At 65.6% G+C, this 16,726-nt stretch carries 15 protein-coding genes; 6 read left to right on the top strand and 9 right to left on the bottom strand.

Features of this window, described 5'->3' with window-relative positions; all coding sequences use genetic code 11:
* Positions 1–29 precede the first annotated feature (29 nt).
* The 4 genes from KYX69_RS04920 to proB form a co-directional block, all read right to left on the bottom strand.
* Complete coding sequence (locus KYX69_RS04920; RefSeq protein ID WP_300494436.1) at positions 30–1,283, bottom strand: aminotransferase class I/II-fold pyridoxal phosphate-dependent enzyme; 1,254 nt, start codon at positions 1,281–1,283, stop codon at positions 30–32.
* A 116-nt stretch (positions 1,284–1,399) separates the two neighbouring features.
* Positions 1,400–1,642, bottom strand: a complete 243-nt coding sequence (locus tag KYX69_RS04915) for an acyl carrier protein (RefSeq protein ID WP_300494433.1) — start codon at positions 1,640–1,642, stop codon at positions 1,400–1,402.
* 70 nt (positions 1,643–1,712) lie between these two features.
* On the bottom strand, positions 1,713–2,615 hold the full coding sequence (locus tag KYX69_RS04910; protein ID WP_300494714.1) for an NAD(P)-dependent oxidoreductase: 903 nt from the start codon (positions 2,613–2,615) through the stop codon (positions 1,713–1,715).
* Between the two features lie 2 nt (positions 2,616–2,617).
* A complete protein-coding gene (gene proB / locus KYX69_RS04905) occupies positions 2,618–3,721 on the bottom strand; it encodes a glutamate 5-kinase (protein ID WP_300494430.1) in 1,104 nt (367 codons plus the stop codon).
* A 130-nt stretch (positions 3,722–3,851) separates the two neighbouring features.
* Between proB and KYX69_RS04900 the strand changes: the two genes are divergently transcribed.
* Positions 3,852–4,514 (top strand): energy transducer TonB, encoded by a 663-nt coding sequence (locus KYX69_RS04900; protein WP_300494428.1) that lies wholly within the window; start codon positions 3,852–3,854, stop codon positions 4,512–4,514.
* Positions 4,515–4,539: 25 nt separating this feature from the next.
* On the opposite strand, the gene KYX69_RS04895 is transcribed toward KYX69_RS04900, so the two are convergent.
* From KYX69_RS04895 to obgE, 4 genes are all read right to left on the bottom strand, one after another.
* Positions 4,540–5,361: an alpha/beta hydrolase gene (locus KYX69_RS04895; protein WP_300494712.1), complete on the bottom strand. Its 822-nt coding sequence runs from the start codon at positions 5,359–5,361 to the stop codon at positions 4,540–4,542.
* A gap of 163 nt (positions 5,362–5,524) precedes the next feature.
* Entirely contained in the window at positions 5,525–6,313 is a 789-nt protein-coding gene (locus KYX69_RS04890) for a MipA/OmpV family protein (protein ID WP_300494425.1), read from the bottom strand.
* 36 nt (positions 6,314–6,349) lie between these two features.
* The gene (locus tag KYX69_RS04885; RefSeq protein ID WP_300494423.1) at positions 6,350–6,907 is read right to left on the bottom strand and encodes a Uma2 family endonuclease; all 558 of its coding nucleotides are present in this window, start codon (positions 6,905–6,907) and stop codon (positions 6,350–6,352) included.
* Positions 6,908–6,950: 43 nt separating this feature from the next.
* Positions 6,951–8,000, bottom strand: coding sequence for a GTPase ObgE (gene obgE / locus KYX69_RS04880; RefSeq protein ID WP_300494420.1), 1,050 nt, complete (start codon positions 7,998–8,000; stop codon positions 6,951–6,953).
* A gap of 78 nt (positions 8,001–8,078) precedes the next feature.
* On the opposite strand from obgE, the gene KYX69_RS04875 reads away from it, so the two are divergent.
* A complete protein-coding gene (locus KYX69_RS04875; protein ID WP_300494416.1) occupies positions 8,079–8,951 on the top strand; it encodes a hypothetical protein in 873 nt (290 codons plus the stop codon).
* A gap of 33 nt (positions 8,952–8,984) precedes the next feature.
* On the opposite strand, the gene KYX69_RS04870 is transcribed toward KYX69_RS04875, so the two are convergent.
* Positions 8,985–9,608 (bottom strand): TetR/AcrR family transcriptional regulator, encoded by a 624-nt coding sequence (locus KYX69_RS04870; protein ID WP_300494414.1) that lies wholly within the window; start codon positions 9,606–9,608, stop codon positions 8,985–8,987.
* 47 nt (positions 9,609–9,655) lie between these two features.
* Here KYX69_RS04870 and KYX69_RS04865 point away from each other — a divergent pair, with 47 nt between their 5' ends.
* From KYX69_RS04865 to KYX69_RS04850, 4 genes are all read left to right on the top strand, one after another.
* The gene (locus tag KYX69_RS04865) at positions 9,656–10,516 is read left to right on the top strand and encodes a metal-dependent hydrolase (RefSeq protein ID WP_300494411.1); all 861 of its coding nucleotides are present in this window, start codon (positions 9,656–9,658) and stop codon (positions 10,514–10,516) included.
* 226 nt (positions 10,517–10,742) lie between these two features.
* Entirely contained in the window at positions 10,743–11,927 is a 1,185-nt protein-coding gene (locus tag KYX69_RS04860) for an efflux RND transporter periplasmic adaptor subunit (RefSeq protein ID WP_300494409.1), read from the top strand.
* A gap of 12 nt (positions 11,928–11,939) precedes the next feature.
* The gene (locus KYX69_RS04855) at positions 11,940–15,125 is read left to right on the top strand and encodes an efflux RND transporter permease subunit (RefSeq protein WP_300494407.1); all 3,186 of its coding nucleotides are present in this window, start codon (positions 11,940–11,942) and stop codon (positions 15,123–15,125) included.
* Positions 15,122–16,576: an efflux transporter outer membrane subunit gene (locus tag KYX69_RS04850; RefSeq protein ID WP_300494406.1), complete on the top strand. Its 1,455-nt coding sequence runs from the start codon at positions 15,122–15,124 to the stop codon at positions 16,574–16,576. Before KYX69_RS04855 ends, KYX69_RS04850 begins: the two co-directional genes overlap by 4 nt.
* Positions 16,577–16,726 lie beyond the last annotated feature (150 nt).

The raw sequence follows: 16,726 nt of genomic DNA, 5'->3' as shown, positions 1-16,726 counted from the left end.
TAGGCCTGGGCGGCGACCGGCGCCAGCGGTCAGGCGATGACGCCGACAGCCTGACCCGCTGCCTTGAACATGCCCAGCACGCGCTGGATCTGCTCGGGCGTATGCTCCGCGCACAGCGAGCAGCGCAGCAGGAAGGTGCCGGCCGGGGTCGCGGGCGGGCGGGCGAGGTTCACGTACAGGCCGTTCTCCAGCAGCGTCTGCCACATCGCCGCACCCTGCACCTGGTCGGTCAGGATGATCGCGATGATCGCGCTGTCGGCCTGTTCGGTCCCGAGCTTGAAGCCCATTTCCTTGAGCCCCGCGTGCAGCGTGCGGGCATTGTTCCACAGCTGCTCACGCTTCTTGGTCGCGGTCATCAGCTTGCGGATCGAGGTCGCGGCGGTGGCGACGACGCTGGGCGGGAGCGACGCGGTGAAGATGTACGGGCGGCAGGCGAGGCGGATCGCCTCGAACTTCGGGTGGTTCGACACGCAAAAGCCGCCGACGGTGCCGACCGACTTGCTGAAGGTGCCGACGATGAAATCGACATCGTCCTCGCAGCCCAGCGCCTCATACACGCCGCGGCCATTGGGGCCGTAAAAGCCCATCGAATGCGCTTCGTCGGACAGGACCATCGCGCCATGCTTCTTGGCGACGGCGACCATTTCCTTGAGCGGAGCAATGTCGCCGAGCATCGAATAAACGCCCTCCAGCACCACCAGCTTGCCGGCGTCGGCGGGCAGGCGGCCGAGGCGCTTGTCGAGATCCTCGACGCTGTTGTGGCGGAAGCGGACGATTTCGGCGACGCCCTGCTTGCACCCGTCATAAATGCTGGCGTGGCTGTCGGCGTCGAGGATGATGTAATCCCCCTTGCCGGCGAGCGTCGAGATCATGCCGAGATTGGCCATGTAGCCGGTCGAGAAGACGATCGCGCCGGTCGTGCCGTAAAAGTCGCGCAGCGCCTGTTCGACCTCCATATGGTCGCGGAAGGTGCCGTTGAGCATCCGGCTGCCATTGGTGCCGCTGCCGAACTGGTCCAGCGCCGCCTTGCCCGCCGCGATCACGTCGGGGTCGAAGGTCATGCCCATGTAATTATAGGTTCCGAGCAGGATCGTGTCCTTGCCCTTGATCACCGCCTCGGTCGGCGATTTCACCTGCTCCATCACGACCGCATAAGGGTCGGTGAAGCCGGCATCGAGCAGCGCCTTGCGCTCCGCGATGATGGCGTCGAACTTGCTCATCAGATCGGGCTTGTCACCCGTCAGCGGAGCCGGAGCGTCGGAAGTGGCAATGGCTTCGGTCATCTCAATCGTTCCCAAACCCGTTCAGGCTGAGCTTGTCGAAGCCCTGTTCTTCCATCTTGGTTCGCGGAAGAGAAGGGCGGCCCTTCGACAAGCTCAGGGCGAGCGGTGTTTTCAGTTCAAGCCTTAAGCTTCTGGACCGCGTCGACCAGCTGGCCGACGGTTTCGATCTCCGCCTGCATGTTCATGGTGATGATGATGTCGAACTCGTCCTCGATCGCCGCGACGAAATTCATCACCGTCAGGCTGTCCCATTCGAGATCGCCGGCAAAGGTGGTGGAATCGGTCAGCGCGACGCCCTTTTTGTTGAAGGGTTCGATCTGGGCGGAGACGGTATCAAAGATGTCGTTACGGTCGCTCATGCGCGGTCCTTACTGGTGTGGGCTGGCACTGCCAAGCGATTGCGGCGGAATTGCGGGAAGAGCGGGGCGGTTACAGCAATCCCTGCGACCGATACCAGTCCGCCGTTTCGACCAGCCCGTCTAGCGTCGCGATTTGCGGTGCCCAAAGCTCACCCGGGGGGCGGTGGTGCGGGGTCGCGGTCCAGTCGGGGTGGCTCAGATAGGCGGCGCGGTCGGGCGTGAGCTTGGCGTTCGCTTCACGCAGGAAGCGGTCGGCATGGCCGACGAGGTGGAGCAGCGCGCGCGGGACGTGGAGCGGGATCGGCCGCTTGCCGACCGCGCCGCCGACCAGCCGGGCGAATTCGGCATGGCTGTAGCCGCCATCGACGCCATCGTCGCATTCATAGATGTGGCGGCCGGTATCGCTCTCCGCCATCGCGACCAGCAGCCGGGCGAGGTCGCGGACGTGGACCAGCGACACGCGGCCCGCGGGGGGCAGCACGACGAAACCCAGTTTCGCCATGCGGAAGACGTCGCGCATCTCCATGTCGCCGGGACCATAGACGCCGGGTGGGCGGACCATCGTCCAGTCGAGACTGGACTTGCACACTTCGTCCTCGGCCAGCGCCTTGGACTTGCCGTAGAGCGACAGCTCGGGTTCGCGTGCGGACAGCGACGAGACATGCACGAAGCGGCGGACGCCTCGACTTGTGGTAGCGTCGAGCATACGGCGGGTGCCGTCGACATTGCCGGTGACGAAGCCCTGCGGCGTGGGTGCGTTGACGACCCCGGCGATGTGGAGGACCGCGTCTGCTCCCTCGGCTAGGCGCGCGAGGGCGGGTTCATCGTCCAGGCTGCCGGCGATCCAGGAGACGCCGTCGCGCGGCGGCTGAGCACGCCGGGTGAGCGCACGAATTTTGTGGCCGCGGGCGAGGGCGTGGTCGACTGTGGCCTTGCCGACGAAGCCGGTCGCGCCGGTCAGGGCGAGGGTCAGCGTCACAGCAACACCATATGGTTGCGGTGGACCAAAGCCGCGCGGGGGGCGTAGCCGAGGATGTCGCCCTGGTCTTCGCTGCGGGTGCCGAGGATCGCCTGGGCTTCGCCCGCATCATATTCGGCAAGGCCGCGCGCGATCGGGCCGTTGGGGCCCTCGATCGTCACGAGGTCGCCGCGGAAGAACATGCCGCGCACGCCCGTGGCACCAATGGCGAGCAGGCTGCGCCCCTCGGCCAAGGCTGCGGCGGCGCCGGCGTCGATCGAGATGCTGCCCTTCGCGGTGAGGCGGCCCGCCAGCCAGGCTTTCCGGGCGCGGGTGCGTTTTTCGGGGAGGAAGATCGTGTGGCGCGCGTCGGCGGAGAGCGGGCGGTCGATCCGGCCGCTGGCGATGGCGAGGCTGACTCCGGCGCTGGCGGCGATCCGCGCCGCTTCGATCTTCGACACCATCCCGCCCGATCCCATGCCGGAGGCCGAGCCACGATCGGCCATCCCCTCGATCCGCGCGTCGATCTGCGCTACCTGTGCGATATGCTGCGCGCCGGGGAGGGCGGGGTTGCGGTCATACAGGCCGTCAATGTCGCTGAGCAGCACGACGCCGTTCGCGTCTGCGGCTTGCGCGACGCGCGCGGCGAGGCGGTCATTGTCGCCGAAGCGGATTTCGGCGGTGGCGACGCTGTCATTTTCGTTGATGATCGGCACGACGCCGAGGGTGAGCAGGCGGCCCAGCGTCGCGGCGGCGTTGAGGTAGCGGCGGCGATCCTCAAGATCGTCGAGCGTCACCAGCATCTGTGCAGCGGTAAGGCCGTTCGCCGCCAGCACCTCTGCCCAGACCTGGCTGAGCGCGATCTGGCCGGTGGCGGCGGCGGCCTGGGCATCCTCAAGGCTGGCACGACCGCCCTTGGGCAGGTTCAGGCGGCGCGCACCCAGCGCGATGGCGCCGGACGAGACGACCGCAACCTGCTGCCCCATCCGCACGCGTTCGGCGATGTCGGCGGCGATGCCCTCAAGCCAGCCGCGCCGCACGCCGCCGTCGGGGTCGACGAGCAACGCCGATCCGATCTTGACGACGAGGCGCGGGCAGGAGGCGGGCGGGAAGAGGTTCATCGACGGCCAGTTGTTCCGAATCACTGCGTCTGGCAAGCAAGAATGCGGTGGCAAACCGCGTCCGTTGCGCGGTTCGGGGAGGGTGATGATGACAATCGGTTGGCTGGCGATTGCTCCAGCGTTGGCTAGCGTGTCCGTGCAGGATGCGCCTGCGGCAGTAGCGGCCCCTGCAACCTCACCGGCCATGGCAGAGGCAATCGCCAATCAAGCGAAGGTGAAGACGAAACCGAGGTTCAAGAGCGGCCCGAGCGCCGAACTACCCGAATCTGCCAAGGCTGCGGGCGTGCATGGCAAGGTCGAAATCGCCTTCATCATCGATGCGCAAGGCAAGCCTGCCGAAATTTCCGTCTTGAAGAGCAGCCGGTCGCCCGAGCTGGACGGGATTGCGGTCGCGGCGGTGCAGGCCAGTCTGTACGAGCCGGCCAAGGACAAGGACGGAAATCCGATCGCGCTGCGCGTCGTTGCGCCGACAACGTTCAGCGCCGTCCATGTTCCCGGGAAGACCGGCGGCATCCTTCGATATGATTGCGCGCAGTTCCTGCGTGACGAGCAGTGGTGGGCGGCGAACTGGCCCGGTGAGAAAAGCTATGTCTACAACATGTCATTGGGCGCTGTGATGATCGGCACGCGTGGTTCCATGTCGGACGGCAAAACGCTCGTTACCACTGTGCGCGATTTCCGCGAGAGCTGGGACAAGGCAAACGATACGTGTGCGAAGGCACCCGAAACGATGTTTGTCGACGCGCTCAAGCCCGGTGGCGCCATCCTGCGCAGGCTTGCGAGCGCGCGGTAACGCCCGCAATCTGCGCCGCTCTGGCCTAAAACCGCGTCTTCAGCCACGCGTCGACGACGGGCGTCGCCGGATAGTCCGCCTGGCCCAGCTTTCGGTTGATCTCAGCATGGCCGACGAGGCCGCGCCCCTCGATCCGCGTGACCTGCGCCGGGGTGCCGGCCTTGCGCAGCGCGGCGCCGAGGGCTTCGGACTGGCGCTTGCCGTCCTCGCGGTCGACATGGAGGATCAGGAAGGCGGGGGCGTTGGGGCCGGCGGCGTGCAGGGTAGGGGATAGCGATTTTTGCCGTGCGGGATCGCTGCCGAACGCCTGAACATAGGTGTCGTGCATGAACTTCCCGCCGTCCGCGATCTGCGCTGCGACGTCATAGGCTGCGCCGTCGAGCGGGATCACGCCGCGAATGTCGCTCAGCGCAAAGCCGGCCGCGCGGGCGTAGCTGGGGTCGGTGCCGACCAGGGCGACGAGGTGTGCGCCGGCGCTGTGGCCCATCAGCACCATGCGCGCGGGATCGATGTTCAGCTTGGCCGCATTGCTGCGCAGCCAGGCAAAGGCGGCGGCGACGTCCGCAGCCTGATCCTCGACCTTTGCTGCGGGGACGAGGCGGTAGTTGACCGAGGCGACGGCATAGCCCTGGTCAAGGAAATGCGTCACCTTCGCCGCGCCGGTCGCGTTGCGCTTGTCGCCGCGCTTCCACCCGCCGCCATGGACGAAGATCACGATCGGTGCGGGCTTGGCCGTGTCCTTCGCCGCCCAGAAGTCGAGCTTTTGCAGTGGGTCGGTGCCGAAGCTGTGTTCGACCATGCCTTCTGCCGGAGCCTCGGCGCCACGCGCGGCGGCGCGTTCGGCCATTCGTTCCGCAATCCGTTCGCGAAAGCGCTGCGCTTCCGCCACCGGAACCGTGACCAACGCCAGCCCCGCCGCACCCAGAATCACTCGGATCATGTTCACCCTCCAGCCGATCTCCGCGCTAGGGGTGCCCGATCGTTGCTGAACCGCAACTGTCCGGGCGTGGTTACTTCCCGCCAAAGGTATAGCTGAGCGCAAGGCCGACCGAGGGCTGGCTGCGCGATCCGGCGCTGCGGACATAGGGCGAGCGCCCGGCGTCGCCGACGAGATGGTCATAACGGGCATAAGCGGCGATGCCGATGCGCTTGTTCAGCTGGCGCAGATAGCCGGCGGCGAGTCCGATCCCTTCGATCCCTGCGTCCGGGCGAAATTGGGCGAGGCCCGATGCCGCGCTGTCGGCAGCGGTGATGCCATACCAGGCGCGGTGGTATCTTCCGTCGGCCAGGGTCACGCGCGGGCCGAGCGAGAACAGCCATTTGTCGCCGTCGCGGACGATGTAGTCTGCACTGATTTCCCCGACTAGGCCGTCATGGCCGCTCACCGCCTGACGCGCCTCGGCGCGCACGCGGATGTTCTTCGCCAGATAGGTCTGGGCAAAGCCGCCGATTTCGAAGCTGAAGCCGACGTCGTGGAGCGGGACGCCGATATCGGCTGCCTTGCGCTTGCCCTTGAAGCCGAGCGCGGGGCCGAACTCGACGCCGCCCGCCTTTGCGACCGGAAAGCCGAAGCTTTCGTCGGGTGCTTCGAATTCAAACGGGGCGTCGCCGCGCGCGCGCGACACCTCGATAAACGGCCCGAAGGACAGATCTTTCGCACCTGGTGTCTTGGGCGAAAGTTGCGGCCCAAGATAGACGCGCGTGCGCAGCGGTTCGCGCGTCTGTTCTTGCTCCGCCTCCTGAGCGGTGGCGGGCAGGGCGATAGCGAGCAGGGCGAGCGGGGCGAAACGATACAGCATGGCGCACAATCTAGGCGATTGCGGCACGAGCGCCAGTCAGTCGCGTGCGAAAATCTCGTCGTGCGGGAGTGTGACATTGAGCGCAGGCAGCGGAAGATCTACCGGGTCGTCAAACTGCTGCTCGTTCCAGCCGTTGGTCGCGGTGCGCTGAAATACATGGAGGCGCTCGGTCGCGATATCGACAAACACGACTGTGTCGACACTGCGCAACGCCTTGTATTCGGGGAGTTTGACGCTGAGGTCGGTTCGGGCTGTTCCGGCGGACAGAACCTCGAAGATGACGCGCGGGTCGTCAAATGCCTTGGCTTCGTCATCTGTACTGCCGTCGCGCCCGCAGAACACGGTGACGTCCGGGTAGCGAACCGACGCATCTTTGGTGCGGGTCGCCATGTCAGAGCCATAGGGCCGGCAGCCGGTCCCACGAAGCCGTGTGCCCAAAGCAAGGATGAGGTTGGTCTGGACTGCGGCATGCCGGGCCGTGCCGCCCGCCATCATCCGGATGACGCCGTTGTCGAGCTCCGCCTTATGCGCCCCGAAATCGATTTCGAGGAATTCCTCAGCCGTCAGCAGCGGATAACGAACCTGCGTTGCCATGGCGCAGATATAACCCGCCAGCTGCCAATTTCCCATAGAGGAATCAGATCGGCGACCACTCCACCTCTTCCGCGCCCTCATCATCGTCGCTGACGCGGGCGTGGTCGGGGCCGATCGCTTCGAGCAATTTGTCGAGCGCCCAGTCTACACCGATCCCCGCCGCGCCGGAGATCGCGATCACCTCCGCGCCGCTGGCTTCTTCGAGCTCGGCGGAGAGGGCGGCGATCAGCTCGTCGTCGAGCGTGTCGATCTTGTTGAGCGCGATAATGATCTTCTTGTCGAGCAGCCCGGCGCCATAGGCGTCGAGCTCGTCGCGGACGATGCGGTAGCTGGTGGCGACGTCCTTGTCATTGGCGTCCACCAGATGCAGCAGCACCTTGCACCGCTCGATATGGCCCAGGAAGCGGTCGCCGATTCCGGCGCCTTCCGCTGCGCCCTCGATCAGGCCGGGGATGTCGGCGATGACGAACTCATTGCCCTTGTGCCGCACCACGCCGAGCTGGGGGCGGGTGGTGGTGAAGGCATAGGCGCCGACCTTGGCCTGGGCGTTGGTGACGGCGTTGATAAAGGTGGACTTGCCCGCATTGGGCAGGCCGACAAGGCCCGCATCGGCGAGCAGCTTCAGCCGCAGCCAGACGAACATTTCCTCACCCGGCCAGCCGGTGCCGTGCTGGCGCGGGGTGCGGTTGGTGCTGGTCTTGTAGCTGGCATTGCCGCGTCCGCCATCGCCGCCCTTCAGAAAGACGATGCGCTGGCCTTCCTCGGTCAGGTCGGCGAGCAGGGTGCGTTCTTCGTCATCGGCGAGGATTTGGGTGCCGATCGGCACCTTGATGACGAGATCCTCGCCACCCGCGCCGGTCTTGTTGCTGCCCGACCCGCCATGGCCGCGCTGGGCGCGGAAATGCTGGGTGTAGCGAAAGTCGATCAGCGTGTTGAGGCCGGGCACGGCCTCGAAAATGATGTCGCCGCCCTTGCCGCCATCGCCGCCGTCGGGGCCGCCATATTCGACATATTTCTCACGCCGAAAGCCAACGGCACCGCCGCCGCCCCAACCGGATTTGATGTAGATTTTTGCCTGGTCTAGAAAATGCATGGCAGCCCCATAGCGATATTGCAGAATTTTGCCACCGGGGCGATTTTGCACCAGCGCAAACCGGAGCTGGAGGAGAAGATGAAGCGCGTCTCGGCGGGACTGAGCATCTATGCGCTGATCGCTGTCGGCTCGATCATTGCGATCGCGCTGCTGGCGATCGCCGCGAACCGGCTGGGCTTTCCGCGCAGTCCGGACGGCGTCACGGATAGCATCATCATCGAACTGGGCAGCTTCATCGTCACGGTGGCGCTGATCGGATCACTTTCGGCATGGGTGCAAAACCGCATCGAGGAAAAGAAGCTGAGCGCGCTGCGTGTCTATGCGTCCTCGCGGCTCGGCCATGAACTTAGCGACGTGATTGAAGCGATGCAGGCGCTGAAGCAGCTGGCAGTGCCGGAGCCGGCGACCTTGCGGGGCGATTTCGTGAAGATTGACGGCGTGCGCCTGTTCTATCGCCCGCTGGCGATCTCGCGCTTCCGGCTGGCATTGCGCGAATTGGAGCAGCGGATCGTCGAGCTGCGGGCGCTGATCGCTGAAATCGGCTTCGTCGTTCCGGTCGAAAGCCGCGATCATCTGTTCGGGATCGGCAGGGCATTCGCGGCCTTGCCAAGGCACGCAAACTGGATCGCGGACAGCCATGCCGATCATTACCTCGAACATGGCGTGCTTCCCGAAGCGGCGCCGAAACTGCCGGACTGGACGATTTTGCAGGCGCATATCGAGGAGGCGTTGCGGGCGCTGGGCATGCCGTTGGTCGAGACGGTCGACGTGGCTAAACTCAAGCTGCTGATCGAGCGCTTTTCGACCGATGTCGCGCATGCCTATCTGCGGACCGACGAGTCCCTGATCGACGTGTCGGATCGGTATGAAGGCATTTTGCCGCGGTCGGAGCGCTATGAGCTTGCGATCCGCAACGGCTATCTGCCCGACATCCTGAAACGGGCGCCCTAGAAATCTGCCAAACTGTGCCGATGGGCGTGCGGATCAGCCCCACATCTTCTGAAACCGCGGCGATCCGGTGAGCTGGCGCAGGGCGATTTCGCGCGCCGCGCCGCGGGGGAGGTCGAGCGAGCGGGCGAGCTGTTCGCCGAGCAGCGCGTCGCCCATCGCCATGAGCACGAGCGCCAGCGTATCTTCGCGCAGTTCGGTGGCGGTGTCCTCACCCTCCGCTGCGGCGATCTGATCCACCAGGCCGTGGATGACTTCGAGGATCGGGTCGAGCGCGTCTTCGTTGCCCGACAGGATCATCCAGCTGGCGAGTGCACCCGCGCCCGATTTGTCGAACGCGTCGAAGGCGAGATCGACCACTTCGCGCGGTTTATCCTCGGTCGGCGCGGCCCCGTTGGCGCGGGCTTCCTGGATCAGGCCGACAATGCGGGTGCACACGGTTTCGGCAAGGCTGCGGGCGAGCGCGCGCTGCAACCCCGCGGCTGAACCGAAATGGTGGAGGAGATTGGCGTGCGTGCGCCCGATCCGCGCGGCGACGGCCTTGAGCGTGACGGCCTGTGGGCCGGCCTCGATCAGGATCGCGCGTGCAGCCTCAAGCGCGGCATCACGTGATTCTTCGGGGCTGAGCCGACGGCGTTCGGGGAGGGGTGTTATTGACATTTGTGTAAGTAAGCGCTAGTTCCTTGCCCAAGCCTTGGAGCAAAATCATGTCGAACGCAAAGACTCCCGCAGACCTTACCATCACCCCGCGCGATCGCCGGTTCGGGCGCGGCCAGCAGCAGGACCGGCTGTGGCTGGGCGGCGATGTGGCCGCGACCGCATTCTACAACGCGCTGTCGGTGACCTTTCCGAAGGGTGAGGCCTATTTCATCGAGAGCGTGAAGGCGTTCCGCGACGGCGTGGACGAAAAGCTGGCGCGCGAGATCAAGGCGTTCACCGTGCAGGAAGTGGTGCACAGCCGCGAGCATGTCGCGTTCAACAAGCGCGTGCTGGATCATGGCTATGACATCAGCCGCCTGGAATCGCGCGTCGATCAGGTGCTGGAGATCGCGCGGTCGCGGCCCAAGATCGTCCAGCTCGCCGCGACCATGGCGCTGGAACATTATACTGCGATCCTGGCGTCCGAGCTGATCCGCAACCCCAAGCATCTCGCCGGCGCGGACAAGGAGAATGCCGATCTGTGGCGCTGGCACGCGCTGGAGGAGATCGAGCATAAGGGCGTCGCCTATGACACCTATCTCCACGCGACGCGCGGCATGAGCCGGTGGAAGCGGTGGAAGATCAAGTCGCTGACAATGCTGATCATCACGGGCACCTTCTGGAAACACCGGATCGAAGGGACGCTGGACCTGATGGCGCAGGACGGCGTGACCGGATGGCGCGCCAAGGCGATGGTGGCCAAATATCTGCTGGTCTCGCCAGGCATTGTCACCCGCATGATTCCGGCGTGGCTGAGCTATTTCATGCCGGGCTTCCACCCGTGGAATCATGACGATCGTGCGCTGATCCAGAAGGTGGAAAGCGACTATGCGGCGGCCATCATGCCGCGCGGAACCGTCGCCGCCTGAAAATTCGGTTGCGGATTAAGCGCAAACGCTAGTCGCATGCGGCCCCGGCCTGCTCTCACTCGCCTTCAGTAGAGGCAGGGTTGGGGGCAGGCCGGGGCCGCATTTTTTTCAGTCCCAGACCCAATTTGAATTACTGAACGGAAAATATCAGAAATTATCCGTTCCGGGGTTGAAACCGCTTTTCCGCCTCTCCAATTGCTGCAACGCAATAAGGGGAAATACGATTATGCGTGTCCTGGCAGGCTTAGTGGCGCTGACGGCTTTGAGTGCATGTGGTGGCGGTCAGCCGCCGGCACCGCCGCCCGCACCCGAAGTCATGGTCGCAACGCCGCTTCAGCGCGAAGTGATGGATTGGGATGACTATACCGGTCGCTTCGTCGCACCGGAGGATGTTGAGCTGCGTGCACGCGTCAACGGTGTCATTACCGCCGTCCATTTCCGCGACGGCCAGGATGTCCGCAAGGGGCAGGCGCTCTTCACCATCGACCCGCGCCCCTATCGCGCGCAATTGATGCAGGCGCAGGCGCAGATTGCCCGCGCCCAGGCGGCGCTCAACAATGCCCGTCAGGTCACCGCACGCAGCCGTGCGCTGGCGAGCGCGCAGGCGGTCAGTGCCGAGGAGCTGGAAGCGAATGTCGCGGCCGAGCGTAGCGCCGCTGCCGACTTGGCCGCCGGTCGCGCCGCCGCGTCGCAGGCGATGCTCAACCTTGGCTTCACTACCGTCCGCGCGCCGTTCAGCGGGCGCGTGTCGGACCGCAAGGTCAGCATCGGCGATTTCGTGGCCGAGGGGCAGACGGTGCTGACCCGCGTCGTCTCGCTCAACCCGATCTGGTTCGAGTTCGAGGGGGCCGAAGCCTTTTACCTCAAGAATCTGCGTCAGGATCAGCGCGGTGAGCGCGGGTCGTCGCGTACCACCGCCAACCCGGTTCAGATCCAGCTCGCCGACGAGAATGAGTATCGCTGGAACGGCCAGATGGCGTTCCTCGATAATGCGGTGGACCCCAATTCGGGCACGATCCGCGCGCACGCCGTGGTACCCAACCCGACCGGTTTCCTGACGCCGGGGATGTTCGGACGCGCCCGCCTGCTCGGTTCGGGCAGCTATCGCGCGATGCTGATCCCCGATGAGGCGATCGTCACCGACCAGACCCGGCGCCTTGTCTATGTCGTGAGCAAGGACAACAAGGCGACGCCGCGGGTCGTGGAGGTGGGCGCGAAGGCTGAAGGGCTGCGCATCGTCCGCGATGGCCTTGCCCCGACCGATCGGGTGGTCCTGACCGGCGTCGGCCGGCTTCAGCCCGGCGCGACGGTCAAACCCAAGATGGGCAAGATCACCCCCGACGCGACCAAGCAGGCCGCACCTACGCGTCCCATCGATCCGCCGGCTTCGGGCCAGGCGACCGTCCAGTAAGGGGCGCAAGCCATGAAATTCCCGCATTTCTTCATCGACCGGCCGATCTTTGCGGCGGTGCTGTCGATCCTGATCGTGATCGTCGGGGCCATCGCCTATCCGTCGCTGCCGATCGCGCAATATCCCAACATCGCGCCGCCGACGGTGGTGGTGACCGCCGCCTATCCGGGAGCAAGCGCCGAAACCGTCGCCGAAACCGTCGCCGCGCCGATCGAACAGGCGATCAACGGCGTCGACAACATGCTCTACATGACGTCGTCGTCGACCGGGAACGGCCAGACGCAGATTACCATCGCGTTCAAGCAGGGCACCAATGTCGATCAGGCGCAGGTGCTGGTGCAGAACAAGGTCGCGACCGCCGAGCCGCGCCTGCCCGAGGATGTCCGCCGCATCGGCGTGACGGTGAACAAGAGCTCGCCCGACTTCCTGATGGTCGCGTTCTTCACCTCGCCCGACAAGAGCCTCGATATCCAGTATATCTCCAACTATGTGACGTTGCAGGTCCAGGACCGCATCGCGCGTATTCCGGGCGTGGGCCAGGCGCAGGCGTTTGGCGGGCGCGACTACAACATGCGCGTGTGGATCGACCCGGGCCTTGCCGCCGCGCGCGACATGACCGTGGACGAGGTGGTCAACGCGATCCGCGGGCAGAACGTTCAGGTTGCGGCCGGCACCGTCGGCGCGCCACCCTATGGCAATGCCAGCCCGGCATTTGAGCTGGGCGTGCAGACCAAGGGCCGCTTGAGCACGCCCGACGAGTTCGGCGCGATCGTGGTCAAGCGCGATACCACCGGTCGCCTGACCCATCTGCGCGATGTCGCGCGGGTTGAGCTGGGCGCGCAGGATTACAACTTCAACGGCTATCTCAACGACAAGCGCGCGGTCGGCATGGGCATTTTCCAGCTGCCCGGGTCGAACGCGCTGGCGACCGCTGACGCGGTGAAGGCCGAGCTGGCAACGCTGGCCAAGGACTTCCCCCCGGGGATGACCTATTCGATCGACTATAACCCGACCGAATATATCGCTGAGTCGATCACTGCGGTCGAGCACACGCTGATCGAGGCGCTGGTGCTGGTCGTCCTCGTCGTCCTGATCTTCCTGCAGAGCTGGCGCGCGGCGGTGGTGCCGATCGTGGCGATCCCGATCTCGCTGGTCGGTGCGTTCGCGGTGCTGCTGGCGTTCGGCTATTCGCTCAACACCCTGTCGCTGTTCGGACTGGTCCTCGCCATCGGCATCGTCGTCGATGACGCGATCGTCGTGGTCGAGAATGTCGAGCGCCTGATGGAAGAGGAGGGGCTGTCCCCCAAGGAAGCCGCGCACAAGACGATGGACGAAGTGTCGGGCGCGATCATTGCGATCAGTCTGGTGCTGGTCGGCGTGTTCGTGCCGACGATGTTCATCCCGGGCATTTCGGGCGCCTTCTACCAGCAGTTCGCGATCACCATCGCTTCGGCGACGCTGATCTCGGCCTTCGTGTCGCTGACGCTGTCGCCCGCGCTGTGCGCGCTGGTGTTGAAGCATAAGGGTCATCACAGCGAGATTGCGCCCGGCTGGCGCGGTCTGCCCGCACGGGCAGGGGCGTCGTTCAACCGCGGCTTTAACCGGCTGTCCGAGAATTACGGCAAGCTGACCGCGAAGCTGGTTCGCATGCTGATGGTTGTCGGCGTGGTCTATGTCGCGCTGATCCTCGTCGCTGGATGGCGCTTTACGTCGACTCCATCGGGCTTCATCCCGCCGCAGGATCAGGGCTATCTGATCGGCGCGGTGCAGCTGCCGCCGGGGTCTTCGCTGAACCGCACCGATGCGGTGGTGCAGCAGGCCATCACCGAGGCGCGCAAGCTGCCCGGCGTCAAATATGTCGTGGGCTTTGCCGGTCTCGATGGCGCGAGCTTCTCGACTGCCCCGAACACCGGTGTGCTGTTCTTCGGTCTCGCCCCGCATGCCGACCGAGACAAGAGCGCAGACGAGATCCAGCAGGCGCTCTATGGCGCGCTCGCTCCGATCAAGGGCGGCGACATCCTGGTCATCGCGCCGCCCCCGGTTCCGGGCATCGGCACCGGCGGTGGGTTCAAGATGATGATCCAGGACCGCGAAGGGCTGGGCTACAACGCGCTGGCGCAGTCCGCGTTCGGCATGATGATGGGCGCGAACCAGCAGGAAAGCGTCGCGGGTGCCTTCACCCTGTTCAACACCGGCACCCCGCGTCTGACCGCGGATGTCGATCGCGAACGGGCGGAGCGGATGGGCGTGCCGGTGTCCAACGTCTTCTCGACGCTGGGTGCCTATCTTGGCTCATCCTATGTCAACGACTTCAACTATCTGGGTCGCACCTTCCGCGTGACGGCACAGGCCGACGCGCCGTACCGCGACGACGCCACCGACATTCAGGGTCTCAAGACCCGCTCGGCGTCGGGCGAGATGGTGCCGATGAGTTCGGTGATGACGTTGAAGAACGACAGCGGGCCGTATCGCGTGGTGCGCCACAACCTGTACCCGGCGGCTGAATTGCAGGGCGATTCCAAGCCCGGTTATTCGACCGGCCAGACACTCGATTCGATGGAGGCACTCGCGGCACAGACGCTGCCGCAGGGCATGAGCTTTGAGTGGACCGAATTGGCCCTCGAACAAAAGTCTGCCGGCAACACCGGGACGATCGCCTTCATCCTGGCGGTGGTGTTCGTCTTCCTGCTGCTCGCCGCGCTCTATGAGAGCCTGGTGCTGCCACTGGCGGTGATCCTGATCGTGCCGATGTGTCTGCTTGCCGCGATTTTGGGCGTGAACGTGATGGGCATGGACAATAATATCCTCACGCAAATCGGTCTGGTGGTGCTGATCGGCCTGGCGGCGAAGAACGCGATCCTGATCGTCGAATTCGCCCGCCAGAACGAGGATCAGGGCATGGACATGTTCGAGGCGGCGAAGCACGCGGCGCATCAGCGCATGCGTCCGATCGTGATGACGTCGATCGCCTTCATCCTTGGCGTGCTGCCGCTGGTGATTGCGAGCGGGGCGGCAGCGGAGTTGCGCCAGGCGCTGGGCGTCGCGGTGTTCTTTGGCATGATCGGCGTGACGATCTTCGGCCTGATCTTCACCCCGGCCTTCTATGTCATCAGCCGCAAGTTCGGCATCTGGGCGAGCGCGCAGTCGGCACGCTTCCGCAGCAAACCCCATGACCCCGTGACGGAGCCCGCAGCATGAAGCGCCTATTCCTAGTAAGTGCGAGCGCGGCGCTGCTGGCGGGCTGCGCGGTCGGCCCGACCTATCAGCGGCCCGAAACCCCGCCGACCGCAGCTGCAGCGTTCGTCGATCCCGGTATGACCAAAGTGTCGCCGGGCGCGGTCGAGGGCGAATGGTGGCGGCTGTTCAAGGATCCCGTGCTCGACCGGCTGGTGGTCGAGGCGCTGACCTACAACACCGATATCCGTCAGGCCTCGGCCAACCTGAAGCGCGCGCGCGCGATCCTTTCGGAATCGCGTGGGGCGCGACTGCCTGGCACCAGCGTGAGCGCGGGCTATACCCGATCGCGCACCGGGGCCGAAAGTGCGCAGGGCGCGCTGCCCGCTGGCGTGGACGGGGTCGAGGGAGATTTCTTCCAGACCGGGCTGGACGTGTCCTATGAGGTCGATCTGTTCGGTCGGGTGAGCCGGTCGATCGAGGCGTCGCGGGCGGATGTCGATGCGGCGCAGGCGGCGCTCGATGGCGCGCGCGTGGCGATCGCGGCGGAGACGGCGCGGACCTATGCCGCGGCGTGCGGCTTTGCCGCGCAGGCAGCGGTGGCGCGTGAGACGGTGCAGCTCCAGACCCGCACGCTCGACCTGACCCAGCGGCTGTTCGATGCCGGGCGCGGCACGATCCGCGATGTCGATCAGGCGCGTGTGCTGGCCGAAAATGCCCGCGCGCAGGTGCCGGCGTTCGAAGCGGAGCGGCGCGCGGCGCTCTATGCGCTGGCAACGCTGACCGGCAAGCCGCCGGCCGAGCTGGACGCCCAGGCCGATGCTTGTGCGACCCCGCCGGGCGTGTCGGCGCTGATCCCGGTCGGCGATGGCCAGGCCCTGCTCGCCCGACGCCCCGATGTGCGTCAGGCCGAGCGCCAGCTGGCGGCGGATACCGCGCGAGTGGGCGTCGCGACCGCCGCGCTCTATCCGTCGATCACGCTGGGTGGATCGGTGTCGCTGGGCGCGCAGAATATCGAGGATCTCGGCAAGAGCTCGTCGTTCAACTTCTCGCTCGGGCCGCTGCTCAGCTGGAACTTCCCCAATCTGACGGCAGCGCGTGCGCGGATTCGCCAGGCCGAGGCCGGGGCGGAGGGTTCGCTCGCCGCGTTCGACGGCACGGTGCTGACCGCATTGCGTGAGGTCGAACAGGCGCTGGCACGCTATTCGGGCGAGATCGAGCGCAACGTCGCGCTGCGCCGCGCCGATGCATCGGCGACCAACGCAGCGCGCATCGCGATCCTGCGCTTCGAGGCAGGGCGCGACAGCCTGCTCCAGCGCATCGATGCCGAGCGTGAGCGGGCAGGGGCGCGGGCTGCGCTGGCCCAGTCCAATGCGGCGCTGGCGGAGGCGCAGGTCGCGCTCTTCAAGGCGCTGGGCGGCGGTTGGGAAACTGCGCCAGACGCGGTGCGGCGCGAGGCTGCTGCTGCCAACTGAGGTCGAGGGTTTCGGGCGGAGCCGTGTTGCGTAACTGGCTCCGTCCGATTGTCTGCGGTTCGTGTCGTTCTTAAGCCCCTCCCCTTCAGGGGAGGGGTTGGGGTGGGGCCTATCCTCTGGGCTAACGGGTTCGGTTTCACGAGCCGACGA

Origin of the sequence: Sphingomonas sp. (genome assembly GCF_030145815.1) — a bacterium.
In the GTDB taxonomy this organism is placed as follows: domain Bacteria; phylum Pseudomonadota; class Alphaproteobacteria; order Sphingomonadales; family Sphingomonadaceae; genus Sphingomonas.
The sequence above is the reverse complement of the archived record's forward strand: the minus strand, read 5'-3'. Positions and strand labels throughout refer to the sequence as shown.

Bases quoted from the DNA above. Each gene is read 5' to 3' on its own strand.
- KYX69_RS04865 (WP_300494411.1), top strand. From the start codon at position 9,656: ATGTCGAACGCAAAGACTCCCGCAGACCTTACCATCACCCCGCGCGAT.
- proB (WP_300494430.1), bottom strand. From the start codon at position 3,721: ATGAACCTCTTCCCGCCCGCCTCCTGCCCGCGCCTCGTCGTCAAGATC.
- KYX69_RS04860 (WP_300494409.1), top strand. From the start codon at position 10,743: ATGCGTGTCCTGGCAGGCTTAGTGGCGCTGACGGCTTTGAGTGCATGT.
- KYX69_RS04855 (WP_300494407.1), top strand. From the start codon at position 11,940: ATGAAATTCCCGCATTTCTTCATCGACCGGCCGATCTTTGCGGCGGTG.
- KYX69_RS04890 (WP_300494425.1), bottom strand. From the start codon at position 6,313: ATGCTGTATCGTTTCGCCCCGCTCGCCCTGCTCGCTATCGCCCTGCCC.
- KYX69_RS04915 (WP_300494433.1), bottom strand. From the start codon at position 1,642: ATGAGCGACCGTAACGACATCTTTGATACCGTCTCCGCCCAGATCGAA.
- KYX69_RS04895 (WP_300494712.1), bottom strand. From the start codon at position 5,361: ATGGCCGAACGCGCCGCCGCGCGTGGCGCCGAGGCTCCGGCAGAAGGC.
- KYX69_RS04870 (WP_300494414.1), bottom strand. From the start codon at position 9,608: ATGTCAATAACACCCCTCCCCGAACGCCGTCGGCTCAGCCCCGAAGAA.
- KYX69_RS04850 (WP_300494406.1), top strand. From the start codon at position 15,122: ATGAAGCGCCTATTCCTAGTAAGTGCGAGCGCGGCGCTGCTGGCGGGC.
- KYX69_RS04920 (WP_300494436.1), bottom strand. From the start codon at position 1,283: ATGACCGAAGCCATTGCCACTTCCGACGCTCCGGCTCCGCTGACGGGT.
- KYX69_RS04875 (WP_300494416.1), top strand. From the start codon at position 8,079: ATGAAGCGCGTCTCGGCGGGACTGAGCATCTATGCGCTGATCGCTGTC.
- KYX69_RS04885 (WP_300494423.1), bottom strand. From the start codon at position 6,907: ATGGCAACGCAGGTTCGTTATCCGCTGCTGACGGCTGAGGAATTCCTC.
- obgE (WP_300494420.1), bottom strand. From the start codon at position 8,000: ATGCATTTTCTAGACCAGGCAAAAATCTACATCAAATCCGGTTGGGGC.